This window comes from Halobacteriovorax sp. DA5 (assembly GCF_002903145.1).
In the GTDB taxonomy this organism is placed as follows: Bacteria; Bdellovibrionota; Bacteriovoracia; order Bacteriovoracales; family Bacteriovoracaceae; genus Halobacteriovorax_A.
In genome coordinates, this window is the sequence record NZ_PPDJ01000009.1 from 279,819 (window position 1) to 305,996 (window position 26,178).

The 26,178-nt window shown below is 36.1% G+C and carries 25 protein-coding genes and 1 tRNA gene; 16 read left to right on the forward strand and 10 right to left on the reverse strand.

Features of this window, described 5'->3' with window-relative positions; genetic code table 11:
* Positions 1-3 precede the first annotated feature (3 nt).
* The 3 genes from C0Z22_RS13885 to C0Z22_RS13895 all read left to right on the forward strand — a co-directional run bounded on the left by C0Z22_RS13885 (position 4) and on the right by C0Z22_RS13895 (position 3,227).
* Positions 4-732, forward strand: a complete 729-nt coding sequence (locus C0Z22_RS13885) for an alpha/beta hydrolase (protein WP_103218966.1) — start codon at positions 4-6, stop codon at positions 730-732.
* The gene (locus C0Z22_RS13890; protein WP_103218967.1) at positions 722-1,243 is read left to right on the forward strand and encodes a hypothetical protein; all 522 of its coding nucleotides are present in this window, start codon (positions 722-724) and stop codon (positions 1,241-1,243) included. Before C0Z22_RS13885 ends, C0Z22_RS13890 begins: the two co-directional genes overlap by 11 nt.
* A gap of 61 nt (positions 1,244-1,304) precedes the next feature.
* Positions 1,305-3,227: a serine/threonine-protein kinase gene (locus C0Z22_RS13895; RefSeq protein WP_103218968.1), complete on the forward strand. Its 1,923-nt coding sequence runs from the start codon at positions 1,305-1,307 to the stop codon at positions 3,225-3,227.
* 27 nt (positions 3,228-3,254) lie between these two features.
* Here C0Z22_RS13895 and C0Z22_RS13900 read toward each other — a convergent pair whose 3' ends face one another.
* On the reverse strand, positions 3,255-4,001 hold the full coding sequence (locus C0Z22_RS13900; protein WP_103218969.1) for a hypothetical protein: 747 nt from the start codon (positions 3,999-4,001) through the stop codon (positions 3,255-3,257).
* 163 nt (positions 4,002-4,164) lie between these two features.
* On the opposite strand from C0Z22_RS13900, the gene C0Z22_RS13905 reads away from it, so the two are divergent.
* Complete coding sequence (locus C0Z22_RS13905) at positions 4,165-4,809, forward strand: hypothetical protein (protein WP_146037909.1); 645 nt, start codon at positions 4,165-4,167, stop codon at positions 4,807-4,809.
* Positions 4,810-4,830: 21 nt separating this feature from the next.
* On the opposite strand, the gene C0Z22_RS13910 is transcribed toward C0Z22_RS13905, so the two are convergent.
* Positions 4,831-5,259 (reverse strand): hypothetical protein, encoded by a 429-nt coding sequence (locus C0Z22_RS13910; RefSeq protein WP_103218971.1) that lies wholly within the window; start codon positions 5,257-5,259, stop codon positions 4,831-4,833.
* Positions 5,260-5,517: 258 nt separating this feature from the next.
* Here C0Z22_RS13910 and C0Z22_RS13915 point away from each other — a divergent pair, with 258 nt between their 5' ends.
* Positions 5,518-6,414 (forward strand): YihY/virulence factor BrkB family protein, encoded by an 897-nt coding sequence (locus tag C0Z22_RS13915; RefSeq protein WP_158246936.1) that lies wholly within the window; start codon positions 5,518-5,520, stop codon positions 6,412-6,414.
* A complete protein-coding gene (locus C0Z22_RS13920; RefSeq protein WP_103218973.1) occupies positions 6,411-7,841 on the forward strand; it encodes a hypothetical protein in 1,431 nt (476 codons plus the stop codon). Before C0Z22_RS13915 ends, C0Z22_RS13920 begins: the two co-directional genes overlap by 4 nt.
* On the opposite strand, the gene C0Z22_RS13925 is transcribed toward C0Z22_RS13920, so the two are convergent.
* Genes C0Z22_RS13925 through C0Z22_RS13940 form a run of 4 tightly spaced genes read right to left on the reverse strand, consistent with a single transcriptional unit; the run spans position 7,834 to position 13,998 of the window.
* Complete coding sequence (locus C0Z22_RS13925; RefSeq protein WP_103218974.1) at positions 7,834-8,682, reverse strand: class II glutamine amidotransferase; 849 nt, start codon at positions 8,680-8,682, stop codon at positions 7,834-7,836. The two genes, C0Z22_RS13920 and C0Z22_RS13925, sit on opposite strands and share 8 nt — an antisense overlap.
* 32 nt (positions 8,683-8,714) lie before the next feature.
* A complete protein-coding gene (locus C0Z22_RS13930) occupies positions 8,715-9,323 on the reverse strand; it encodes a TetR/AcrR family transcriptional regulator (protein WP_103218975.1) in 609 nt (202 codons plus the stop codon).
* Positions 9,323-12,517: an efflux RND transporter permease subunit gene (locus C0Z22_RS13935; RefSeq protein ID WP_103218976.1), complete on the reverse strand. Its 3,195-nt coding sequence runs from the start codon at positions 12,515-12,517 to the stop codon at positions 9,323-9,325. Before C0Z22_RS13935 ends, C0Z22_RS13930 begins: the two co-directional genes overlap by 1 nt.
* Complete coding sequence (locus tag C0Z22_RS13940) at positions 12,514-13,998, reverse strand: TolC family protein (protein WP_103218977.1); 1,485 nt, start codon at positions 13,996-13,998, stop codon at positions 12,514-12,516. The genes C0Z22_RS13935 and C0Z22_RS13940 overlap by 4 nt, the downstream gene beginning before the upstream one ends.
* A 392-nt stretch (positions 13,999-14,390) precedes the next feature.
* On the opposite strand from C0Z22_RS13940, the gene C0Z22_RS13945 reads away from it, so the two are divergent.
* The 5 genes from C0Z22_RS13945 to C0Z22_RS13965 all read left to right on the forward strand — a co-directional run bounded on the left by C0Z22_RS13945 (position 14,391) and on the right by C0Z22_RS13965 (position 19,061).
* Positions 14,391-14,909 carry a YkgJ family cysteine cluster protein gene (locus tag C0Z22_RS13945; RefSeq protein WP_103218978.1) on the forward strand — a complete coding sequence of 173 codons (519 nt, stop codon included), beginning with the start codon at positions 14,391-14,393 and terminating at the stop codon, positions 14,907-14,909.
* 12 nt (positions 14,910-14,921) lie between these two features.
* Positions 14,922-15,560, forward strand: a complete 639-nt coding sequence (locus C0Z22_RS13950) for a class I SAM-dependent methyltransferase (protein WP_103218979.1) — start codon at positions 14,922-14,924, stop codon at positions 15,558-15,560.
* Positions 15,560-15,892 (forward strand): arsenate reductase family protein, encoded by a 333-nt coding sequence (locus C0Z22_RS13955; protein WP_233189733.1) that lies wholly within the window; start codon positions 15,560-15,562, stop codon positions 15,890-15,892. Before C0Z22_RS13950 ends, C0Z22_RS13955 begins: the two co-directional genes overlap by 1 nt.
* A 3-nt stretch (positions 15,893-15,895) precedes the next feature.
* A complete protein-coding gene (locus C0Z22_RS13960; RefSeq protein ID WP_103218981.1) occupies positions 15,896-16,627 on the forward strand; it encodes a tRNA-uridine aminocarboxypropyltransferase in 732 nt (243 codons plus the stop codon).
* Between the two features lie 127 nt (positions 16,628-16,754).
* Complete coding sequence (locus tag C0Z22_RS13965) at positions 16,755-19,061, forward strand: hypothetical protein (RefSeq protein WP_103218982.1); 2,307 nt, start codon at positions 16,755-16,757, stop codon at positions 19,059-19,061.
* A gap of 2 nt (positions 19,062-19,063) precedes the next feature.
* Here the strand turns inward: C0Z22_RS13965 and C0Z22_RS13970 are convergent, their stop codons facing one another.
* The 3 genes from C0Z22_RS13970 to C0Z22_RS13980 all read right to left on the reverse strand — a co-directional run bounded on the left by C0Z22_RS13970 (position 19,064) and on the right by C0Z22_RS13980 (position 20,252).
* Positions 19,064-19,435 (reverse strand): hypothetical protein, encoded by a 372-nt coding sequence (locus C0Z22_RS13970; protein WP_103218983.1) that lies wholly within the window; start codon positions 19,433-19,435, stop codon positions 19,064-19,066.
* A gap of 82 nt (positions 19,436-19,517) precedes the next feature.
* Positions 19,518-20,156 carry a hypothetical protein gene (locus C0Z22_RS13975; protein ID WP_146037910.1) on the reverse strand — a complete coding sequence of 213 codons (639 nt, stop codon included), beginning with the start codon at positions 20,154-20,156 and terminating at the stop codon, positions 19,518-19,520.
* A 19-nt stretch (positions 20,157-20,175) separates the two neighbouring features.
* Positions 20,176-20,252: transfer RNA gene (locus tag C0Z22_RS13980), tRNA-Arg, on the reverse strand.
* Positions 20,253-20,367: 115 nt separating this feature from the next.
* Here C0Z22_RS13980 and rsgA point away from each other — a divergent pair.
* The 5 genes from rsgA to C0Z22_RS14005 all read left to right on the forward strand — a co-directional run bounded on the left by rsgA (position 20,368) and on the right by C0Z22_RS14005 (position 24,392).
* The gene (rsgA, locus tag C0Z22_RS13985; protein ID WP_103218985.1) at positions 20,368-21,354 is read left to right on the forward strand and encodes a ribosome small subunit-dependent GTPase A; all 987 of its coding nucleotides are present in this window, start codon (positions 20,368-20,370) and stop codon (positions 21,352-21,354) included.
* 133 nt (positions 21,355-21,487) lie between these two features.
* Positions 21,488-21,949: a PilZ domain-containing protein gene (locus C0Z22_RS13990; protein WP_103218986.1), complete on the forward strand. Its 462-nt coding sequence runs from the start codon at positions 21,488-21,490 to the stop codon at positions 21,947-21,949.
* Between the two features lie 45 nt (positions 21,950-21,994).
* Positions 21,995-23,083: a hypothetical protein gene (locus C0Z22_RS13995; RefSeq protein ID WP_103218987.1), complete on the forward strand. Its 1,089-nt coding sequence runs from the start codon at positions 21,995-21,997 to the stop codon at positions 23,081-23,083.
* 19 nt (positions 23,084-23,102) lie between these two features.
* Entirely contained in the window at positions 23,103-23,846 is a 744-nt protein-coding gene (locus tag C0Z22_RS14000; RefSeq protein ID WP_103218988.1) for a hypothetical protein, read from the forward strand.
* Between the two features lie 9 nt (positions 23,847-23,855).
* Positions 23,856-24,392, forward strand: coding sequence for a peptidylprolyl isomerase (locus C0Z22_RS14005; RefSeq protein WP_103218989.1), 537 nt, complete (start codon positions 23,856-23,858; stop codon positions 24,390-24,392).
* 19 nt (positions 24,393-24,411) lie between these two features.
* Here C0Z22_RS14005 and recJ read toward each other — a convergent pair whose 3' ends face one another.
* Positions 24,412-26,133, reverse strand: a complete 1,722-nt coding sequence (recJ, locus tag C0Z22_RS14010) for a single-stranded-DNA-specific exonuclease RecJ (protein ID WP_103218990.1) — start codon at positions 26,131-26,133, stop codon at positions 24,412-24,414.
* Between the last annotated feature and the right edge of the window lie 45 nt (positions 26,134-26,178).

Here is a 26,178-nt window from a genome sequence, read left to right on the forward strand (position 1 = left end):
AAGATGGATACTTCGATCTATATTCGTGAGTATCATTCAGGTAATGAGGAAGCAAAAACCCTCATTCTTTTTCATGATATTGGCGGAGGCCACTATACTTACGATAGTTTAATTCCCTTGCTTGTGGAAGAAGGGGTGAATGTTGTTTGTTTTGATTATATTGGCCATGGCCTAAGTTCTGGCACACGTGGACACTTTGAAAGTATTAATCACGTTAAGAATTTTTTAAATGAACTATATCAACATAGTAAACTTGCGCAAGGTGAGGAGATTTATACTCTGGCCGTTAATCAAGGTGCATTGATCTCTCTTTTTTATTCCACGCTATTTGATAATGTAAAAGGTAATATATTCTTAAATCCTAAAATTAGAACTGAATATAATAAGAACTTAAAAAATGAATTAATATCTAAAATACCATGGCAACCAAATTTCTTGTCACGCTCTCATATTAAGCTATCAAAGCAAAGCAATGACTTAACAGCCAATAACTTTGTAACAAAGAAGACTCTAGTTGTTCTTAACCAAATCTTGAAAAAAGTTCAATTGAACGTCTATTTCATGCAATGTCGAAACTTAATCTTTAGTAGTAATAAAGACAGTATTATCTTTGAGACAATTATGAGTGAATTTAGAGAAGAGGTCGAAATCCCTGAGTTTAATTCTGTAAAGACCATAAAAAAACAAGACATTATTTTCAAAGAAACTTATAATTGGATACATGAAAACTAAAATTTTAGCTCTTTTTGCCCTGGTTTTATTAACTTCTTGCGGAAATATGACAAAGAACTTTGTCAAAGGCGGAGAATCTATTATCAAGGGTGGTACTGCTGGTGGTAAGCCTTGGAATGATCCTTTGAAGTTTCAACGCCTCTCTTGGTATTCAGAGCTTAATTTAATGTATGATGTTTTCTTAACTAAAATCGAGCCAAGCTCTCCGTTTTGGCAATGGTTTTCTGAAGGTGAGTCAAGACGCCTTAAAGAGTGTAAGGATGTCTATGTTGCTATCACATTTAGTTTAGACTCTGACCGAATTTCTCATGCAATGTTTTATAATCAAGTTTTATCGAAAGAGCTTCAACCTGTCGTAACTAATGACTTTGATCTTGCCATTGCAAACCATCCAGATTTCAATAAATTCTTTTTGTCGTTATACAAGAGTAAAACACTTTGTGCTACATCTGATATCGGTGACTTAAAGATTCATTTTCCAAATTATAGAGTGAAAACTCTGCATTTTTAGTCAAAAACTTATCTAAAGTTTGCACTCTGAAGTTCCGATAAAAATTCGAGGAGCTTTAGTAATGAGTGAAGAAAAGAAATTTGATAGATTTGGTCGATACCTTATTCTAGATCACCTAGTTGATGGTGGTATGGCCAAAATTTGTCGAGCTCGCTTTCTGGGGGAGCAAGCCGATAAAATTGTAGCAATCAAAATGGTTCAGCCACAATTTTCATCTGACGAAGCATTTCAAACTATGTTCATGGATGAGATTAAGACGACATTTGGATTATTACATCCAAATATCGTTCAGACCTATGACTATGGTTTTCATAATGGTCAGCTTTTTGTTGCGATGGAATATTGTGATGGTAGAAACTTAAAGCAATATATCGATAAACTTAAAGAACATAACTATGTCTTTCCTGTTGAAATCTCAGCTTTTATTACGATTCAAGCAGCCCAAGGCCTTCACTACGCTCACACATTCACTGATAAACTAACAGGGAAACCTGCAAATATTATTCACCGTGATATTTCACCTCATAATATCATGTTAACTTTTGATGGCTCAGTAAAGGTAATCGACTTTGGTATTGCAAAGTCTGAAACTAACTCTGAAGCGACTCAGGCGGGAACTATTAAAGGTAAGTTATCATACCTTGCTCCTGAATACTTAGATGGTTTAGATCTTGATCCACGTTACGATCTATTTGCTACAGCAATTACATTATGGGAAATGCTATGTTCTAGAAAGCTTTTCAAAGCTTCAAATGATCTAGCGGTATTAAAGAAGATTCAAGAATGTAAAATTCCTGTACCTTCATCAATTAACCCAATGGTTCCAAAAGAACTTGATAAGATTATTTTAAAGGCCCTTCATAAAGATCGTAACAAGCGTTACCAATCTCTTGAAGAGTTTGCTCGAGCTTTAAATAAGTTCTTATACTCAACTTATCCAGACTTCAACTCTTCAGATCTTTCATACTTTGCTAAAGAGTTATTCAAAGATGAGATTAAAGTTGACCGTGAAAGAATGTATGAATTTGGTCAGATTGAGCTTGGCCCATATATTAAAGATTATAAAAATGAAACAGAAGGTAAGCCTTATAGTAGTGATGATAGTGTTGATGCAACTCAACCATCTGTAGCTAAGAAGAGAAAAGAAAAAGAGGCACTTTTTGAACTTGATATTGATGAACAAACAGATATTCAAGTAGAAGGTTCATTACCTAAACTTGATATGGCCTCAAAGTCATCAAAAACAAAAATTAATAAGATTGATATTCGCTCTAATAAGACTAGTGCTAGTACTAAGATCAAGCGAATTAAGAAAAAGAAGAAAGTTGAAGCAAAGAAAAAGAACTACTTCATTCATGTTGCCTCTGTGGCAGCAATTGCTGCTGGAGTTTACTTTGCTAAGGATCATATTCCTTTCTTGAAAAATTCATCAACAACTCCAACTGAGGTTGCAACGACAGTAGAGCCAAAGGCTAAAACAAAGCGTGAGCCTACAAGTAACCAGCGTGGAACGATAACGCTTAAGAACTTCAGTCGAAATAAAGATAAACTTTATATCAATGGATCTGAACAAAGTGTTGATGTTTTAAATCGTATAAAAGTAAATGCAAATGAACTATTAACTGTTCGTGTAGAGAAGACAGGGCGTGAGCACTTCATTGTCCAAGATATTTCAATTCAGGATGGAGAGTCTCGTAATATTCAAGTTGAATCGATGCCAAAAGCATACTTTGGATATCTGCAAACAAGTTCTGCTTGTTTAAAGGGAACGATCAGTTTTGAACTTTTTGGAGAGCAAAGAGAAGAGAGATTACCTATCCGCTTTGTTCCAGGGATTCCATTTGCAACTGGAATAAGTCCACAAGGTGATAGTGTTCCAAAGGAATATGAAGTCATTATTAAGGATGCAAAGAGCTCTGTACCACATAAGGTAAGTTTCGAAATTCAAAATTCCAAGGTCGTCGATCTTTGTAAATTATTATAAAAAAAAAGCCCGCTTAGCGGGCCTTTTTTATCTTGATAATGCTTTAATTAGTGTTGCAAGAACTGACTCTTGAAGCTTTGTTATTTGACCAATATTGGCCATAATAATAAATGGACTCTTTAGAATATTTCCACAAATAGTTAATTCACCCTTTTCTTCACTGTACTCTACAATTTGAAAAGCATTTACGAATTCTTCTTCAAAGTGTTTCATTAACTTTGCTTCAAACTCTTTTCCCTTAACTGGGTTTGGTTTTTTGTCCCCATCAATCGTTATGTGAACGAGTGCCTTTTTATCGCTATTTTTTGAAACGTCTTCGATATCATTATAGATAAGCTTTAGATTATTAGCACCTAGGTTGATTTTGAAAATATGCCACAGTTCTTCGAAAAAGGCAGTTCTATCATTTGGCCATAGAGCTTTTAGGTGATCCACTACTTCGAATAGCTCTTCTAGTAGAACAATATTATTTTGCAAAATCCAGTTACTTGAAATCTTATCAAATACTTGTTTTAGTTTATCGTTTGATTCTGCTTCAAATTGTTCAGAGCTTTCAAAAAAATTATTTCCTTCATGTAGTGGTGTGTACTTTGATTCTTTCTTTAGAAAGTTATGGACAACCTCTTCTTCTAATAATTCAGGAGAATAAAAGATGCAGTCAAATTTCTCTTCAGATACTTCTGACACGTCAGCAATCTTGCTTTTTGTGTTGCTATTTAAATCTCTGATAATAATTTGATTCTGATTTTTAATAAAACCAATCTGGCGTTGCATTATGTCCCCTCTGTGTGTCCTATTGCAAAATATTATCGAATTAGTCGAGCATACGTCAATCTTCTAGGCCCTCGAGGATATTGTTTGTCGCTGTTTTTGACGAAATAGGGGAATAAAAGAGCATGGGGATGTTGGAATTTGAACTCGATGATATAATTAACATATGTTGTCATTAAAATTGATGATTGGCCTATGTCCGATCTTATTATTTTCAACAAATAGTATTGCTCAGGATGCCTGGCTTCTCGATGATTTTTATACACAAGGTAGCAAAAAGGAAGAGAAGAAGAGAGCTAAAACTCATTACAAGAAAGATTCCGCACTTTACCAAATTGATATAAATGGCGACATTGTAAGAGAGTATATTGGAACCTCAATTGTTGATGGTATCCCGACTTTACAGATTTATGATGTTCAAAAAAGATTAATTTTTAGTTATCGATTTCCAATTTCAGGATTTAATTCTCACATCTATCGAATTAAAAGAAGAAAGATTTCAGAAAATAAAACAGCAACACTCTTCTACCAATTTAATGGTAATACTAACTATATCAATACATATGGTTCTTCCAATTTATGGGGTATCGTAGTTGAGAATGGAAAGTTAGATAATATTAAAATTCATAACTTCGGACAAATTTGGCAAGAGAACAAAGATAATTATGGCCTTTATAAGAGGGCGCATTTAGTTAACTTTATGGATGTTAATAATGATGGACAACTAGATGTCGTTATCTCTAGTGGTTCAGTCTATAAGGCTTACTCCCATGTTAATGGGAGTAAGTGGTCTCAAACATATAAAAAATAAATTGGTTCTTTTTTAGGATATTTACGAAGCTTTCTTAACTTCGTCTTTCTCTTTTGTACTTCTCTTATCTGAGAGGTGAGTTACATTAGAATGATCAGTAGTCTCTTCGCGCTTTAGGTTATTAGCGTAAGAATCTTTGTTCGCTCTGAAGAATGTATAAGCACTAACTGCAATTGGAAGTAGAATAAAGAAAAGGTAAAGTAAGCTTTCTGAGGCATTACTTTCTGTATAACTTTCTACTTTTAAAAGTTCTGGGCTATGTACTCTTTCTGTTTTTGCTGTAGAGGGTTTTCTCGTTGGAGAGAAGTCATATCCTTTTGCTTTTGAAGGTTCAACTTCTTTATATTCTTCGATTGAAGAAGTATATGTATCTTCTACCGCTGGTTTTCTTGCAAAAGAAAATTGTGACGATAAATACATTAATGAAATTGCGATAATTAACTTACTCATTATTTTCTCCATCCTAGAAGTGACCAGGGCCACCTTAGTATTTTACCACCATTTTAAAAGCAGTTTGAGATGGTAATCTTTGACCATCAGCTAATCATACTTATCGGCTAACTTTTGTAGGTACTTAAAATTGCGGAAAAAAAAAGAATGAACAAACTAAAATTCAGGGATTTATAACCGATGAATATATGTAGGAATCGATGAAAAGAAGAGAAAGGGAGTCAGGTATTCGTACCTGAATAGCAAATGAAAAAATATATGAACGCCGTTAGGTTCGATCCTGACAAAATTGAAAAAGACTTTCTTGAATTTTGTAAGACATTTGTACTTCGCTTAATTGCCTCAATTTTTTTATTTAAAAAGAGAAAGGGAGAAGTACTGGCCGGTGCAACAACTTTCTTTACGATCTTAAGTTTTGGCCCGGCGATCATGATTCTTATCTCAATTATTGGTGCTTATCTAGGTGATAGTGATACGGCAAAAGAACATATCATTTCAATGATCTTTTCAAATTTTCCACAGATTGATACTTCTGTCTTAAATGCTATTAAGCATCTAGTAGAAGAGCAGGTAAAGGGCTCATTTGTGGACTGGCATCAGCTTGGTCTTTGGTTCTTTGCTTGTTTAGGTATTAGTACTTCATTTATTTTTGGAATTAATACTCTTTCAAAAGTGGATATTGACGGGGGAATGATTCAAGATGATCTAAGATCTGCTATTTTTGGTGTTGTCTTAGCTCTCTTTTTTCTAATCGTTTCATTTTTGATGGAAAAGAATGTGATTGTTGGTTTGTTATCAAATGTAACAAAACACTCAAATGAGCTTTATTATCTTATTGAATTACTCTTGTTACCATTTACAATTACAATCTTTGCTCTTGTATATAAAGTCTCAGCACAAATCAAGGTTAGCTATAAAGATGCGCTCTGTGGTGCTTGCGTATTTGTTATGTGCTTCTTCATCGGCAAATCGACTTATTGGGTTTATCTTAAGTATTTTAAAGATGATTTAGTTAGTGACTACGGAAGTTTTTATAACCTACTCGTAGCAATGATTTGGGTTTATTATATTATATGTTCCTTCTATTTAGGGGCCTGTTATACTTATGTGCCTAAGATTAAGATTTTCGATGGCAAGAAAAGAGGTAAGCGTTGATTAAAGAAGATGTCATTCTATTGATGTGCCATGAAATATGTGAGGATTTACATATTGATAAGGTACTTCGAAAGAATTTCTTTGCTTATTTCTATTCATGGTCTTTTAGCTCCTATAATCAAGTTGAAAAAATTATTAATGAAATTGATGAAGATCAATCCTTTTACAATCGATGGAAAAGCTCATTCAAATATATCAATGCTAAGTTTACTTATGAGGAAAAGAAGCAGATTTTCTTTCGCCTTTTTGACGTATTTAGTACGAAGATTAGAAATAAGAAAGCGCCAAATGTATTACGTGAAGCTTATGAACATCTAGAGATTAAAGAAGAAGATCTTGAATATATCAGAGATGGATTTTATCGTACCCATTACTTTAATAGAGCAGGACTTAGAGATTACTCAAATGCCTTATTGTTCTCATTAATGATCTCATATTCTAATGATGGTGTTTTGGATCAAGCTGAATTTGAAAGCCTTCGAAATATTTTACGTCACATTAGTGGACACATGCCAAAGGTTCCAATCCATTCATTTGATATTAAGAATGTTTTGGCAGTAAATGCATATTCTAAAAATGAAATTCTAAAGATGCGTAATGAAGTCATTGCCGCTGTAAAGTCTGATGGCGAAGTAAATAAAAAGGAAATTGCAGCTGTTAAATCAGTTATTAAGAAGATGCATCTCGGTGAGTTTCACGACGATAGCTGGAAATTTGTTTCTCCATTTATTTCTTTGATTGTCCTTCTCGCAGATCACGAATTAACTGAAAAAGAAGAAGAGTGGTTTTTTGATAACTACGATGCGAACTTCGTCGTTAATAATATAGAACAGGTATTTTGGCTCTTTAGTGTCCTTATTCAAGTACCAACTGTCTTTAAGAAAAATCGTAAATTTATACGTAAAATATGGCACGAAGAGAAACCGCTTTACGATATGGCCAATATGCTCTTTCTAACTTTTGCGAAACACTTCTTAAGATTAGATGAGAATAGACTGACGACTTTTTCTGATTTTATTAAATCTGGAAGAAAGAAAGGGATTGTTGAGGGTATCGATGAAATCTTATCAGGTAAGGTCGTAGAAGAAGAGATTCTACTGATAATTAATCTTGTTTTAAATGATCGTTATGACCTTGAAAAAATCAATGGCTTTTTAAATAAGAAGTACATTGAAAGGGTTTTCAAAGGTATTAAGAAAGAAGATTCAAAGCTTAAGTATCTTGCAATTTGCCATATCTTATTTGCTGATGAAGCTATTGATGGGAATGAGTACAAGGCCCTTTGGGAAGCATTTGCTACATCGCGATTAAACCCTCAGATGCTCCAATCTGTTATTTATGATTACTCGATCAGTAGAATGAAGGTATATAAAATGGATGATTACCATGAGTACTTAAACTCGGGGAAATTCTATCGAGCTATCTAAGGCTTTTGTTAAATAATCTCATTTTAAAATCTACACCCATAATTTCCATAGGCTTAAGATCAATCCAAATATTGTCACCAGATAGTGGCTCACTTGAAAAGATTAGATGGTTTACAAAACTTGTCTTAGTTGGTGCCTCACATTCTGGGGAAAAACTACTGCAGGTATCTCGATCGAGACATTTGTTCTTATATGTAGAATAGTAAAGCTTTTTACCACCATTAAAGGCAAGCATAAGGTTTCCATTTGTTAAGATAAATGAAATGAAGTTATCTGTTGGTGGAGCTTTTGGATCAAAGTTCAATTCGCCAATAATTTCAATAAGCTCATCAATTGCACTGTTGATAATATTTGTGACAAATTCGATATCAATTTCTTCTTCACTTAAGTTGATCTCTTTTGAGATCTTTGAAAGGAGAAAGTAGAAGAGAACCTCACTGTCAGTTGTCCCTAAAATAAATTTTTGAAAATACTCTGGGATATGTGAAAGAATCTTGTCACGACACTCATCAAAATTTTTAATATTTCCATTGTGTGCGAAGGTCCAATGCCCATATTGAAATGGGTGAGTGTTAAGAATATTAGTCTCTCCAATGGTGGCCTTTCGAATATGTCCAAGTACGGTTTGTGATGAAACTACACCAGAAACCTTTTTGAAAATCTTATCTTCTAGTGCAGCACAAGTAGATTTGATAATATGCGGTGAGTTTCTTACATAGTAGGCAACGCCCCAACCATGTGGGTGTTCTCGACTTTGTACCTCAAGGGCATTGTCAGCCTGAACAAGGCTTTGGTGAACTTGACTTAATATAACTGATCTAAATCCAAATAATCGACACATAGAAAAAATTCCTTCTATGTGTCTGATCGGATTTATCTAATAAAATTTAAAGTTGAACGAACATTTCTTTTAATAGACTCAATTTTTTCCTCTTCAGAGAAATTGCAGACCTTTTCTTTCATGAGTTTGATAAAAGAAGACTGGGCAACAAGAGAAATAATGATGATATTATGCATGATATTTCTAGCGGCCCAGATGAGCTTTTCTTCATCACCAGAATAATTAATTTCTTTCTGAATCAGTTCCATTAAAACATGTGTCCCAGGAGGCCCCATTGGTTCCTCTAGGCATGTTGGAGGCATAATTGCTTCATCCAGTGGAAGTGTATTCATAAGAAAGAGTTTCATGGAATTAAAGAAAGTATTACTTTCATCCATGAAGTATTTGTAGATTTCAATGGCCAGGTCTTCAGTTGAAGAAATCTGTCCTTTGATCTCGTCTAGCTTATCACGCATACGTAAAACGTTTTCATTTAATACTTCTGCATAAAGTCCAGCTTTTGATTTAAAGTGGTAATTTATTGCAGAAACATTCGCATCTGCTTCCTTTGCAATGTCACGAATTGAAGTATTATCATAACCGCGGTCGGCAAAAAGCCGACTCGCAGTTGCTAAAATTAAATCTCTAGTTGTCTTGCTCATTATACTTCTACCTCTTTCGTCTCTACGATCTCAGCAGGAGCTTCTTCATTATTTGATTGAGCCGTATTTCCTTTCTTGAAAATCTTATTCGAAATTCTATCCGTAAACTCAACAAAGTCTTCAATAATTGCGTAAGCACATGGAATGAAGATAAGAGTCATAATTGTTCCCGAAGTTAGACCCCATGCCATCGACATCGTCATTGGAACAAGCATGGCATCTGAACCACCAATTCCGTAAGCTGTCGGTAATAGTCCCGATACAGTCGTAAGAGAAGTAACAAGTACAGCTCTTAAACGTAAGCCAGAAGCTTTAACAAGAATTTCATTTAAACTAAGTTTTCCTTCTGCTCTTAACTCATCAATGAAGCTGATTAGAACAATACCTGAGTTTACGATAATCCCAGCTAGACCAATAATACCAATTAAGGCAAGGAAGCTGATTGGACGTGAACGATCAGGGTAACCACTAAGGATTGGCGTCGCAAAGGCAATTGAGAAACCAATAAATCCAAGAGGGATTGTCATCATAATGATCATTGGACGAAGAAAACTCTTAAACAGGAATACAAGAATTGCAAAAATAGCAATAATTGCAAGGACACCTGCTTGAGCGAGTGACTCCAGTGATTCTTTCGTACTTTCTGCGGCACCACCAAAGCGTAGTGAAACACCTGGATATTTAGCTGAAACCTTATCAAAGATCTGCTTTAGCTTGATATTTGCCATTGCAGATGTCGCATTAATATTATCAACAGAGCCAATTAGTGTTTTAGACCTTTTGAAGTCATAACGCTTAACATTTGGAGTACCATTCTCTTTACGAATTTTGGCAAATGACTTTAGTGGAATAAGGTTTCCACGATTATCCATAACTTGAATGTTAAGGATATCATTTGGTTTACCTCTAAGTGCTTTCTTAAAGCGTACTTCAAGGTCTACATCCTTATTATCTAATGTAACAGTACTTGCAATACTTCCTGCGATAGCTGCTCTAATGGCCGTACCAATTTGAGAAGCGGATACACCTAGCTGATCTGCACGAACATAGTCGATATCTACGTAAACTTCTTCATCACCGTATACATCATCAGTTTTTAGATCAAGAATTCCATCGATCTTTCCTAGCTCTCCTGAAATCTCACCAATGATTGCATCAAGTTGATCAAAACTATTTGCTCTGAATGTACCTTGAATATCTTCACCAACAGGTGGACCGTTAACTTGAGATTCAAATGTTAATGACTTAAGTCCTTCAACTTTAATTTCACGAAGTTTCTTAAGCATCTGCGTTTCAGCAATATTAAATTTTGCATAATCATTTACGTAAATGAATAGTAGACCTACGTTATTACCTTCTTTATCTTTTGGATCAGAGAAACCAATAGCAGCTTTCCCCGAGAAACCAACGATATGCTTAGCTTGGTCACCGATCTTTTCTTTGATCTTACGACTTACTTCAAGCATATATTCTTCTGTCTTCTCAACAGGAGTTCCTCTTTTAGCTTCAAAGCGAGAAAGGTAAATTTCTGTTTGATCTGCTGGAAAGAGAATAAATTTATTACCAACGGCCATGAAAACAAGTGAGCCGATAATAATAGTTGTAAAGAAAAATGCTGAAATATAGCGGTGTCTAATCGCGATAGTCATTAACGATTCAAATTTTGCTTGAAACTTAGTAAACCAGTCTGCTTTCTTTTCTGTACCAGTCTTCTTTGCTGAACCTGAGTACTTTGCAAGTCTCATTGGAAGTAAGAAGAATGATTCAACTAATGAAAGAATCAGAGAAACAGTTACGATGATTGGAATCGCCATAATAAATTGTCCCATGATTCCTTTCGTTACTAGCATTGGGATGAAGGCCGCAATCGTTGTCATCGCTGTTCCCGTAATTGGAAGCCAAAGAGACTTAACACTTGAAAGGGCTGCTTCTTTAGCACTATATCCTTCTTCATTCATTAGACGAGTGAAGTTTTCACTGATAACAACACTGTTATCAACAAGCATACCTAGAGCAATAACTAGCGCTAGAACTGTCATCGCATTTAGTGTCAGTCCATAATCTGGCATAAACCCAAGAGTACCGAATACAGCAAGTGGTAGAGACATACTTGCTAGAAGTCCAATACGTCCAGGAAGAAAGATAAATAAGAAGAAGATTACAAGCAGTAGACCTGAAACTGCGTTGGAAGCTAGTACTTCAAGCTTGTTAACAACTTTTAATTCTTCGTTGTTGTATACATAGAACTTGTACTCAGGATAGCGTTTTTCAAACTTCTCCATGTGAGCTTTAATCTCTTCAACCATCGCGATTGTGTCTTCACCTGATTTTTTAGAGATTGTGATAAGAGTCGCTTCTTCACCATTGTATGAAGTGATTACTTTCTTTTCTTCTTTTCCATCGATTACTTGAGCAACATCTTCTAAAAAGATATTTGCCCCAGAAAAGTTCGAACGAATAAGAATATTTTTAAGCTCTTCAACATTTCTAACTTTTGCTTCAATACGAACAAGTTTTTGGTCATTGTCAGTTTTAAGTGTACCACCTGGAACGTTTACATTTCTAAGACGTAGTTTATTTAAAACTTCGTCGATACCAATGTGTTGTCTTTCAAGTTTTTGAAGATCAAGAATGATTTCAAATTTTCTCTTTGCAAAGCCATCAAGTGTTACGCCTTTTACGGCCTTGATATCTTCAATATCTTCTTTAAGAATATCTGCTACTTCATCTCTTTCTCTTACGTTGTTTGGTCCAACAAGAGCAATTTGATAAACTGGAATTTCATCCGAAGCAATTTCTTGGAAGAGCGGTGCATCTTGTAGATCTTGTGGAAGATCAGATACACGATCGACTGCCTTTTGTAGATCACTCATTACATCATCAACACTGTCAACATTATCCATATCAACGCGGATGATAATTTTAGATAAACCTGCTTGAGAAGTTGACTTAACGTCCTTTACTCCAGAAACAGTTCTAATTTCATCTTCAATCGGTTTTGTAATTTTAATTTCAATATCATTTGCTGAAGCACCATCATAAATTGTCGTTACGACTGCTGTAGCAAAAGAAACTGTTGGGTATGATTCTGATGTCATTTTGTTTAATCCCATTAATCCATAGATTAAAAGGAAAAACGTAACAACGATCGTAAACTTATGATTCTCTATAAAGAATTTTGATAATTGATTCATAGCTTAACTCTTCTATTTAACTTACACGGTGTTTGGTTGAAAACTGTGAAGTAATTGATAATAGTTTCTATTACTTGATACTTTGTACTAACTTCATCAAGATTTGAGTTTAAAAGTTGGTTCTCATCGATCAAGAGGTCTTGTGATGTAACACGGGCCTGTTTAAACTTTCTCTTAGAGTCTTTTAATGTTTCTCTTAGGTGAACTTCATTTCTTTTTTGAGCTCTAATAACATTTTGTAGTGTTAGTACTGATCGAAGTGTTTGTGCATGGAACGCATCGAGCTTTCCTTTCACTTCTTGTGCTTGAGCAAGGTTTTGACGTTTGATAATTTTGTCTTGAATCTCTCTTGTCTTATCCTTTTCTCCACCAATCGGCATAGTCCATTGAATACCAACTGAAAAACGGTTATCACCATTGTCAGTCATTTCTTGAAAACTATTTGAGTAACTATACTCTTTTCCAACAACTTCAAATTGAGTCGTTAGTTTTAGATCCGATTTGTCGTAGTTATTATTAACTTTTTGAGAAAGTTCTAAGTCTTTTTGAAGTAGTCCAAGAACTTCATCATATTCAGTATACTCAAGTGGTAGGGAAGACGAGTGTTGAGCAATAGTTTGAGTACAACCCATAACTTCTTCAACCGTACTATCAAGATCATAAGATTCTAATTGTACTGTCTTACCACCTAGCTTTTCAGGAAAGAGAGACTTAAGTGTTTTAAGTAATTCATTTCTTTCAAACTCAAGTAGATATAGCTGGCCATTACGAGCTTCAACCTGAGAGCTAATACGTGAAAGATCACCTTTGTCAGCGATATTACTGCGGTATCTCTTCTTTGTGTCTTTTTCTAGCTCTTTTGTTGTTTTTAGAAGTGCCTTAGCAATCTTAGTTGATTCGTTATTTGCTACAATTTTCCAATATAGCTTTCTTACTTCCTGAATAAATGCATGTGAAGAAATTGTTCTTTGTCTCTTTGCAATCTCTTCTTGAACCATAAGGCTTGCGTCCTGTGCTCTTGAAGTTGAACCTAGGAAATCCTTGTAGATATCTAAAGCTAAGAATGCACCTGCAGAAGAAGTCGTTCCATCTTTTACGAAATTATTTGAGTATTGATTTGCATTAACCAAGACTCCGTAAGAAAGACCGTATTTAGAATTCTTACTTAATTTCATTTGGAAATCTGCTAGTGGAGAGGTTACCGGAATAAACTGTGCAAAAGATTTCTCTTTCGTTTCTTGATAATTAGCTTGAGCATCTAATTCGAAACCAAAGTTTTCATCATACTTTGCTCTTTCTTGTTTCTTGGCAAGTTCCTCTAATGAGATCCTTAATTGATTAAAGTTTTCTTCCTCGGCCCAGGCAATGAGCTTATCCTCACTGAGCAGGACAGGAAGGGAATTGGCCCAACTAAATGAAGTGCCAGTAATCAGTACCATGAGGACTGAGAAGTTGAGTCCGTGGCGTAAGTACTCTTTCATAATAAAATTACTCCCTTATATATTCAAACAATTGTTTGATTCAAACGCTTGTTTGAAATTTACTATAATTTGGTTTAACTGCCAAACACTTTTATGGCCGAACATTTTCACTTTATAAATGAACATTGTTGCCTAGCGATAAGCTTAAGTTGAGCTTTAGAATATAATAGTGATAGAGAGTTAGCCGTGACCAGGAGGTCGAGCTGAATTATCCGCAAAGAGCCCTTGAAACTTTAAAGAAATACTCACAATTAAATGAGTTTAGAGAGTTTTATATTTCTGTCTATAAGCGCCTACAAAAGAGGGCTGGCCCTATTGAGAGGGTTCAGCTTTCTCATGAAATCATTGATCATTATACGAATGAAGCTAAGTCAGATCCTGTTGCCGCAGCAATGATTTCTTGTCGGAAGGGTTGCTCTGCCTGTTGCCATACTCAAGTATCCGTAAATAAAGATGAGGCGGAGCTGTTGGCCTCGCGAATTTTGGAAGATGGAATAAGGGTTGATGTTGAATTACTGGCGATCCAATATGCTGCTGGAAATGATTCTGCTGCTTGGTTTTCAATTCCTTATAAGCAAAGGGGCTGTGTATTCTTAGATGATAAGGGTACTTGCCGTGTTTACTCAGATCGACCTAGTGTGTGTCGCACGAATTATGTCATAAGTGATGCAAAACATTGTGATACATCAAATGGTGAGTTTGCTACGATTAGAATCCTCAAGACTAGTAAGGCCGATTTTGTAACGATGGCGGCTTTTAATCTCAGTTCGCAAGGTGGCGCATTACCTCAAATGCTTGTTGAGTCTCTAAATAAATTAGGGGAACAAAAATTATCTAAATCAATGAAGAAGAACTTCAAGAAGAATAGCTTTAAAAGGCTAAAAGAGCTTTTCATTAGTGGTGCGATGTAATAAAAATATTTCATGCACTGTCCATTATGTCATAGTAACTCAATTCATTTATACGCGAATACTTTAGGTAGTGATTATTTTGAATGTAAGAATTGTTCTTACGTTTTTAAAGATCGTTCTAAATTGCTTAATAGTGAAATTGAAAAATCTCGCTACGATACTCATGAAAATAATTGTGAAGATCAAGGATATATTGATTTCTTGAATCGATTAATCCTGCCTTTAAGTGAAAGATTATCTGAAAATAGTCGTGGATTAGACTTTGGCTGTGGACCAGGGCCTACGATTTCTAAAGAAATGAAAAAGCGTGGGCATCATGTTGAAGACTACGACATTTACTATGCAAATAGACCTGAGCTTTTGGAAAAACAGTACGACTTTGTTACTTCTACAGAAGTGTGGGAGCATTTCTATGAGCCAGCAAAAGATATTAAGAAGTGCTGGGATCTTGTAAAACCAGGTGGTCACTTAGGAGTGATGACTTACTTTATCCCTGAAGAAAAAGAGAAGTTCTCTAACTGGTGGTATCTACGTGACGAGACTCATGTTGGTTTTTACAACGAAGAAGTCTTTCGATATATTGCTAAGGAACTTGGGGCGAGCTTAGAGATTTTAAGTCGCCAGGTTGTTATTCTAAAAAAGGATTTATGATGAAAGTTTACGGAATAAAAAATTGCGATACTGTAAAAAAAGCTCTTAAGTACCTTGATGCAAAGGGTGTATCGTACGAGTTTATTGATTATAAAAAAACACCACCAACAAAAGATGATTTAAAGAGATGGGATGAAGCTTTTGGAGAGCTTCCTGCTAATAAGCGTGGACCAACTTTTAGAAAAATTAAAGAAGAATTTGAAGGAGCAACAAAGGCAAAGCAAATTTCTCTTCTTGTTGAAAATTCATCTGCAATAAAAAGACCTATTCTAGAAAAAGGTAAGAAAACTCTAAGAGGATTCTCACAGGAAGAGTGGGATCAGTTATTCTAATATATGCTTAAAGATTTAAAAGACACAAATTCATATCGCATAAAGTGTATGGGCTGTTCAAGGCCCAAAACACTTTGTGTATGTAGCCTTATCAAAACATCTCAAATTCGCTCTAAGATTGTCATTCTTATTCATCCAATGGAAGCAAAGAAAGAGAAGCTGGGTACAGGTCGTATAACTCATACTGGATTAGCTAATAGTGAACTAATCATGGGGATTGATTTTACTAATGATAAGAAGGTGAATGATCTTTTAAGTGATGAAAGATATTATCCAATGGTTCTCTATCCAGGTGAAGATGCTCTTAATATTTCTGCACCTTCAAACAAAGACATTGAATTACTAAAGAATAAAATTCCGTTGATCTTTGTGATCGATGGGACTTGGCCATGTGCTAAGAAAATGATGAAGCTTTCAACAAATATCAATGAGCTTCCTCGAATTTCTTTTTCTTCTGATAAAGAATCAGCATTCCTCATTAAGCACCAGCCTCATAAGCAAGCACTTTCAACTGTTGAGTCTGTACACGTCCTAGTGAAAGAATTAGGTAAGTATGGAGTCGAGGAGCTTGATGGTAATGAGGATACGATGATTGATGCCTTTAAGGTTATGGTTCAAAAACAAATCGATATTGCCTCAGATCCTAATGTTCCCACTTATCGTGGACGTAAGATGGACAAGCAGAGGGTCGCTCTTGTGAGAGAGAAGAAAAACCGTTCATTTATTCTCAAATAACTCAATTTTTTGGCATTCCTAATCTTAGCTAAGTGGCTAATATTAAAGAGGATGCACTTAAGTTCCCGCTTTTTTAGGAACTCTTAAGGCCCTATAATAAAATATAAATTATTAAAGAGGGATTCTTATGAGAAGCTTAAACGTACTCAATAAATTATTAACGGCGACCATCATCTTCACGATGATTAATCTCAATATTGCAATTGATATCGAGCAAGCGCGCTTTAATATCACGGGCCAACAGGCGATGGCACAAAGTACACTTCCGAAAGAAGATCGTTCGATGTCAGGTGATGGTTCATTCAAATTAAAGAATGCACAAGAATCAGATAACGATAGTATGGCCCGCAAGCGTCAGCAAAATAGTGGGACCTATACGAAAGAAGAAGCAAGCGGTGGACTTGGAATTTTCAACAATCAACTTTTTGCTCCTCTTATTATGCTTACGATTGCATTCTTAGTTTCAAAAATCTGGTTATTCTTTAAACCAAGTAAGCCTTATGATGTTTATGCTGCCGCTTTAGGTGCAGGTATTTTATTAGTGAATGAACTAATGAGTGCCTTCAAACAAAATACTTCTCTTAAAGACCGAAAAGATCGAATTGAATATGAAGGACTTGATGAAGATGGACAAGTTGATGTTTCACAAAAACAAATGCTTGAAGAAGAGAAAGCGGCCCTAGAGGAAATCAAGGGGACAGCAGAAGATAAGTCAAAATATCAAAAAGCAGCTGCTGCGGCATTTGCCGTAGCATCTGGTATCGCATTTGTTCAAGGAAATGGAGAATTAGTTCAAGCACAGGCATGTGCTGCTGCTGTCAATGCGAGAGCTAAAACAATTATGGCCCTAGAAGGTGGTGCAGCTGCGTGTTTTAATACAACAGCGGCAGGAGCTAAAGCTCCGATGACTGCATGTGAAGCGACGGCCGTAACAACAGAGAACATTGAAGCCTTAAAATTACAACCAGGTGAATCAGCTACTCAGTACACTCTTTTAACTGAGCTAATTACGGTGAAAGAATCAAGTAAGCAGACATGTACATTGGGTGGAGACACATACGCAGCAACTCAAATAAAAGAATGTGAGGCCAAGATTAAGGCAACGACAAAAGCTGCCGCAGCGACTGGTCCTGGTGCAGCAGCGGCTGCAGCTCTTCTTGTTAAGTTAAATGCTGCTTATGCTACGATTCAAACAGCAAATGGAGCACTTGTAGGAACAAAAGCAACTCTTGAGTCAGCTTGTTTAATGCATACAAAAGAGACGGTAAAGAACTCAGGTCAATCGAAAGGGATTGATAAGGTATCAGAAGCTAAACCAAGCGCAAAAGCTGGTTTCTACGCATCTCTTCTTTCCTTATTAATTAGTAAAGCTCAAGCCGGTAACTATGGAAGTCTAATTGGTGCCCTTGGTGGATTAATTGCTGCTTATAAATTACCTGTAGGTACTGCAATGGATACGTTTATGCTTTCAAGTATAAAAAGAGGGACTCTTTGGATTGCAATGAGTGGTACTTCTCTAGCTTCAGCAAAAGCAATGGAGAGTGAAGCGGATGCGATACAAAAGAATATTGATAAGATCGATGCTATCTTAGCAAAGTTTAGATCTGCTGATTCTGTGACTAGTGCTCAAGCAAAGACTCTACAAAAGAAAACGACAATGCTAAGTGCTTATACTCCTCAGCAAATTGGTGAACAAGTTGAATGTATTGGTGGTCTTCCAAAAATCGCGACTAATAACGGTTCAAAGGCGTGTCCAAACGCTAAAAAGTATATTGTAAGTGGAACAGATAAGTTAAATGCTGCTGGATTTAGTATGCCTGATAGCTTAGTGGGATCACTTGTAAATGCTGCAAACGGTATTCAAGATACTTCATCTGTTTCTCCAACAACGCAAGAGGCTTTTGATGCTCTTGGTTCATCTGCCAACGCTCTAAATAAGAAAGCAAATGCAGTTATGAAGAAAACACTAGAGCGTGCACAGAAGGCGAATAAGAAGAAGCCAGTTGCTAAGAACTTATTAGCTTCTTTTGGAAGAAAGTTTGGAGGCTTAAATAAGAGAGCAGGTGGAACAGGTGGCCTGATGTCTGCACTTCCATATCTTTCTCAACCAAACCAAGGTTCTAGCTTTGGTAATGATGTTGAAGAGGAAGAGCTACAAGATGGGCTAGCAGTTGATGCAAAAGGTGGGAAAGGTCTTGATGCAGCTGGCGCGGCCAATAATGGTGGTTTTAAATTTGACTTTGGAGAGGGAGCTGCAGATCAATATGCGCTTCAGAAGAATTCTGAATTTGCTGCCAATGCTGATGCCGTTGCTGCAATGGAAGAAGATGGTGAAGGTGAAATTATTGAAGATTCAAATGTCGATATTTGGCAGGCAATCTCTGTTCGTTATAAGAAAACAGCTTACGATAGATTATTAAAGCGAATTGAATAAGGCTAGAGGTCAATTTTTTTGATTCGCTTATCAATACCTAGATTTTTCTTACGATATTCTTCATCGAATTTCTTTGGACAATCGACTTCCTGATAAGAAAACAATTTCGTATCTTGGAAAAAGTAATGTGGTTTCTTTCCTTCATAAAACCATTGGGAATGAGACCACGAACTTACTTTGATTTCTGCTTCTTTACTCTTTTGATTAATAACGACATCATCCACTCTATAGATTGAGCTTGGAGAACGATTTGTTCCTGTGTAGCGATTATCTAATTCCTCTACACACGTATCAACATCATATGCCACATGATAGCTAGGTGAGCACGAAATAAAGAAAGAAATTGAAAGTAATGCTAGAGTGATTCGTTTCATGCACTACTTATCGTCAGCTCATGAAAATTCCTTTAACTGTCAAAGTTTCAATTAAGTAAATTTAATGGTTTAGACGATTAAATTAATTTAAATATCTTAAAAAGACACCCAGACCTAAATAAAAAGTGAAGTGAAACCCTAGCGATAGCAGATAGCCGCGATAGAAATATGAAATAAGATAGGCAAAGAGCACTCCTCCTGCAATTGACGGCAAGATAAAGTACAAGGCCTTAAGTCCAAATACATAGAATAGAGGCAGGTGGATTACTGCAAAGAATATCCCAAAATATTTTACACTATCTCTTCGATTATAGAATTTTAGATAATGTTCAATGAGAATATTGATTAGTAATTGCTGAAAAATAATATCTGCTGATTTTGAAACAAAAACATTCCAACTAAAAAGTGGAAAGATTATTTTCGAATTAATGATTTCAAATTTCTTAATAATTGAAATTGGAAAGATGTAGTTAATTGAAAGCGCCATGGCCAAGAAGACTATGATTACTAGCAAGTAAGACTTTACGTGATCTTTCGAAATTCGAATTGAATTCGTTAAGTAATTGAAGATCAGGGCACTTGCAATGAAGAATGCCGAAGTGGCGGCCCAACCTGAATCATAGTCAATTCCATACGGTTTAAAGACTAGATTAATAATACCCATGATTAGGATCCAAAAGCATCCCACGATAATAGTAAATTTAAGAGATTGTTGTTTCATAGAAAGTCGTCGAAATAAATGGCGCACTCGTCAGGATTCGAACCTGAGACCGTTCGCTTAGAAGGCGAATGCTCTATCCAGCTGAGCTACGAGTGCGTACAGTGACTTTGTGTTCAGTTAAAATAATGGCACTCGCCACATTTGTCAATATAAGATGTAAAAATGTTGAAGAGATGGTAAAGTTTATAGAAAGTTTACACAGTGGAATTCTATGTCAGATAACGTATTAAAAGCTAAAATCATTCGCTCTCACCAGCGCGACTTCGATTGTCTCATCGATGAAACAAAGGAAGTAGTGAAGGCGACGGCACTTGGTAATCTCCTAAAAAAAGGAGAAACTCTAGTTGTTGGCGATAATGTTTGTTTAGATACGATAGCTGAAACTGGTGAATATATCATCAAGGAGGCCATGCCTCGTAAAAATGAGATCTTTAGAATTCTAGTCAGAACGTCAAAAAGAAAAGTTACTGCGGCCAATTGTGACTACTTGGTTATTGTTTCATCAGCTGCTAAGCCAAGATTTAAACGAGGAATTATCGATCGCTTTCTTGTGCGTGCTTTTCAGTGGGGTGTTGAGCCGATTATTGTCTTCAATAAGATGGATGGCTATGACCCAGAAGAATTTGATATTCAATATGAAATCCTGCGTTTGAAAGAGCTTGGTGTGAAGTATTTCGAGATTTGCGCCCTTGATAAGGACTATGAGACTCAATATCTTAAAGGTGGGATGAGTGAGTTTAAAGAGGCCCTAAAGGGGAAGACGGCCCTTTTTGTTGGCCAGTCAGGTGTTGGGAAATCACAAACGATTTCTTGTTTATCAGATGGCGAAGTTGAGCTAAAGACTAAGCAGGTTGGAAAAGTTGGAAAGGGTTCACATACGACTACTTGGTCTGAGATTGTGGATCTTGGGGACTTCTATCTTATTGATTCTCCAGGAATTCGATCATTTTCACTAGATGATATTGACCCAGATGATCTAATGGAGCTATTCCCTGATTTGGAAGAGATTGCTCGTCACTGCCAATATTCAAATTGTAATCATGAGCCAGAGAACCGAGGTTGTGCATTTTTTAGCGAAGAGTACGATCCTGAAACTGAAGAGGGTTTAATGGTTCACTCTAGGCTTGAAACTTATCAACTGATTCACTCAGAGATTTCTTCGACACCATTTTGGCAGAAAAAGAAAAAATATCGATAAGTATCTAAATTTATTTAGTTTTTAATATTTGGACCTTCTTGCCTAGCGCAAGTTTTATCTCTTATTTACCTCATGATTTATGCCTTTTTGACGATAAGTCAGACAGCAAAAATATCTGTAATAAGGGGTAATAATGTCTGATAACAAAGTAATCAACTTCCAAGCAAAGAGAGAAGAGAATATCGAGAAGAAGCGTAGAAGCTTTGAGCGTATTTGCTTTAATAACTTTATGGGAGCTTACTCGGTAATTGAGTCAGATGGTTATTCTTATGCAATCAATATGGTTGATATCTCTCATGATGGACTTTCTTTCAATGTTCCGTGGACAGATAAAACAGATGCAAAGCTAAAAGAAGGGGATGAGCTAAAGCTTAAATTCTATTTTACAAAAGGATCATATATCCCTGTTATCGTTAAAATTCGTCACAGCGCACTAACTCAAGGTGCTGACGGTGTCACTTATATGCAATATGGTTGTGAGTTCGATAAATCGATGCACTCGTTCAAGGCCATGGAGCAATTCATCAACTTTATTTATGCATTCTCTGAGTATTCAGTAGTGGATAATGGAGAGATGAAATCTCTTTTTATTTAATGGTATCTAATTGTCATTAAGCCTTTAAGCTTATAAGATCGGGCCATGAAAATCGCGATTTTAGGTAGTGATAAGAAGGCCCTTGCCGCTTATCGTTTTTTTGAAGACTTAGGTGTCCACGTTAAAATTATTGGTCAAATTCCAACAGACTCGCAAGGAGAGTTTAGGGAAATCGCCCACCGTAATGTGGAAGTGATTCGCGTTCATAAGCGCTTTTTATCGCCGAACTCTGTCTTGGAGAGTCGCTCTCGTATGGCCGATACTTTTCGCGTCGTTTTTAAGGTAAATGCTACAACTGAAATTGAACGCCAAAAATTAGAAAACCCTGAAGTTTTTGAAAAGCTTGGTAAAGATGTTCTTGAATCATTAAAAAATTCGATTGAATCTTTTGAAGACTTTGATTTTATCTGTTACTCAAATGAGTTAACAATAGCAAATCCTATGGGTGCAGCTCAAGTTCATGCTCTTAATGAGCTTGCCCTTGCCGATGATGAAAGAATCACTTATCACAATGAACACCATGCTAGTCTTGAAGATATTAAAGCGACAAGAAATCTATGCTTAGTTGGAACTGGTATTGAGAATCTAAGGCTTCTAAGTCTAATAAAAGAAGATTATCTAAATGATCTAACAAAAACACTCCAGCTAATCACTGCTGAAGAAGTTCCTTTCGGGAATCTAACTTCAGCTCAGGTTAAAGAATATAAAGATGAAATTTCTCAATTTAGTGACCTTTTAGCAAAGGATCGCCAGCAATTTGACGAAGAGAAGAGAGAGTTTGAAGAAAAGATTATGCAGTGGAGATCTCTTGAGCCTCATATTAAGGCCAAAACTCCTACACCGGCTGAACCAAAGCCTAGGCTAATGATTTATAATAGTGCAGTCGTTTCTTCTGTTGATAAGCTTTTAGATCGTAAGGGTCTATTTGTTACGATTGAAGGCAGTGACCTACTTGGTGGAGCTGAACAGCTTAAGACTCTTGCTTGTGATCGAATTTGTGTTGATCAGGGTGTAAGTGTTGAGTCTAGTAAAGTTAGGGGCCTAGCAATGGATGAAGAAGGCTTCTATCCTCTTCATGCAATGACGTTAGATGAAATTAAAGAAAATATGTTAAGATATTTCTCTAAGCAATAATTAAAAAATAGGTTTTATATTGAGATTACTTTATATCGTATTCATATTAACACTTCTTTCTTGTACCACGACTGTTGATCGTGAGTATAAAAGAGTGCAAACAGATGAATACTATCGTGACTCGGGTGCTGCCGTTTATATGCTTCCAATTCTTCCTGAATGGAGAAACTTTTCAGGAGAAGGACAATGTAAACGCACAAGAGATATGAGATACTTAAATATTTTGAATCTAATGGATAGTTTCTCAATAGATCATCAAAGCGCTTCGCAAATACAATTTGCCTTTAATCGTATGTACTCTGAACGTGCGCATAATATGGAGAGAAGCCCAACTCTTAAAGAAGTTGAGCAAATCTTTTTTAGCGCTAATGATTTTGTAACGGCCACTGGTGGCTATATCAAGCTTCCAAAATTTAATCGAGTTAATATCATTTGGTTTGATAGCTATCGTGAGAATTTAGATCAGTTAAAAAAATTAATGTCCTCAAAATCAATGCTAGAAGGAAGACCTGTATTTGTCTCCCTGTGCCTGAATGATATTGAAGTGAAGGCTTCTTTAAAAGAAGCTAATGTAAATTTTGAAGGTGCCTACTTTGTCGACTATCGCTATCTAACTTACTATACGCCTAAGGGAGAGTTATCTTCAGAGGAAAGTTTTTATTTAGATCAATACTTAAGCGCAAGTGTAAAAGTACGCCGTGTTTATTCTCATAAGAAACGCCCGAATTTTATTAAGGGACGCTTTAAATATATAAATTATTAAGGAGTAATTATGTTCGGTTTTGGAACTAAGAAAGATGCCCACAAAGAGGATCTTGATCGTCTATACGCAAACTTTGAAACTAATATGGGAAATTTCAAAGTAGAGCTTTACGCAAAAGAATGTCCAGAAACAGTATGGAACTTTGCTAACCTTATTGAAGGGAGACAAAAGACTCCTGCAAAAGAAGGTCCTTACTATGATGGTCTAATTTTCCACAGAGTTATTTCTGGTTTCGTTATTCAAGGTGGATGTCCAGATGGGACAGGAATGGGTGGTCCAGGTTATAAATTCGAAGACGAATGTCGCTCAGACCTTCGCCACGATAGTGCAGGGATTCTTTCTATGGCAAATGCTGGCCCTGGAACAAATGGTTCTCAATTCTTCATCACTCTTGGTGCAACTCCACACTTAGATGGACGCCATACAGTGTTTGGTAAAGTTATCGAAGGTATGGATGTTGTTGAGAAGATCGGTGAGGTTCGCACTGGTATGCATGACCGTCCAATGCAAGATGTAGTTATGGAAAAAGTGACTATTGAAAGATAATTAGATACGGACCTTAACTCTAGTTAAGGTCCACTCTTTCAACCATTAGCTGAATATACTTATTTCCATTGAAGTAGTTTAGAGCAAGTGTGAAGTAGACATCAAGTTCAACACTTGGATCATTTTGGCGCTCATAAATTTCGTTCGGTGTAAGCGCTCCCCACTTAGACATATAATTAAAACTAATCCCTTTAAGATTAATTTTCTGATTTGTTATTGATGTAAAATTCCATCTAACGTGTATATCTTTTAGAAGATCAAAATTTTTAAGCTTTGCACCTTTTAATTTAAAGATTGGTTTTGCATTTCCCATTCCAAAAGGCTCAAGCGCATCTAGCCCTCTAAGAAGATTTGGATCAATTTCATCTGGAGTTATCTCAAGATCATAAAAATCTTGTACCGTTCTTTGGATCAAGGGAATTTCTTTTAACATTGCATTCATCGAAGTTTTAAATTTTTCCAGATTTTCAACTGGCATTGAAAGCCCTGCGGCCGCCTTGTGGCCTCCAAATTTTAAGAACAGATCGCGATGCTCATTAAGTAGGTGATAAATATCGAGATCACCTGCAGACCTTGCTGATGCTTTAATCACACCTTCATCTTCGGCATCACTGAAAACAATGGCCGGAACTTTAAATGTTTCAACAAGCTTTGAAGCAACAATTCCGATAACACCTTCATGAAAGTGAGGAGCATAGACAATTGCAATGTCTAGTTCGCCATCTCTTTTAAGTTCGTCTATGACTTGTTCTTTTGCCTCTTCAAAGACTTCTTTTTGAATGGCCTTACGTTCTGTATTACAGTTAACAAGCTGGTGATAGTACTCACGTGCTTCGTTATAGTCTTTTGAGATTAAAAGTTTTAATGCTACTTCTGGGTGGTCTAATCGCCCTTTAGAGTTGATTAACGGGCCAACATTGAAAGATAGTTTTTCGCTTGGAATAATATCTTTTCCACGGTCTGTTGGATCAAAGAAAGCCTTAATTCCTTCATATTGAGTGTTCTTAATAAGTCTCATTCCATGACGAACAAGTTTTAAGTTCATTGGACTTAGTGGTGCAAGGTCACAAATTGTACCAATCGCTACGTATTGAAGTAGATCATATACTGAAGGGATATCTTGTCCACGGGCCAAGAGCTTCTTTCTAATTTCAACACAAATCGCAAATGCTACACCAACACCAGCAAGTGGTTTCATGTCTGAATCTGCTGGCTCGTCTCGGCGCGAAGGATTTACAACAGCGATCGCTTCTGGCATTGTTTCGCGTCCATCTTTGTGGTGGTCGGTGATAATTAATTTTAGACCTTTCTCTTTTGCATAAGCGGCTTGCTCAACGTTTGAGATTCCACAGTCGACTGTGATCATTAAATCGATACCTTCTTCTATTGCACGATCAATTGAACAATTATGAAGTCCATAACCTTCAACAAAACGGGAAGGTTGAATGAGGTCTACTTCGAGATTTAGCTTTTGAAAAAATTGATAGAAGAGAGCACAAGAAGTCGTTCCATCAACATCATAATCACCATAAATGGCAATTTTCTCATTATTATCAATAGCTTTAATTATTTCATCTGCGGCAACATCAATATCAATGAGTGCTCCAAAGTTTGGTAGGGAATTCAGATCCCAAGATAGGAATTCTTGAATCTCTTGAGGTCCCATCTCTCTTTTAGCAAAGAGCCTTTGAACGACTGGATGTAAATTAAAATTCTGAGTAGCGTGTGTAGTGTTCTCCATAAGAGAACGATATCACGTTGGAACTTGATCGAGAATTAATAAAGT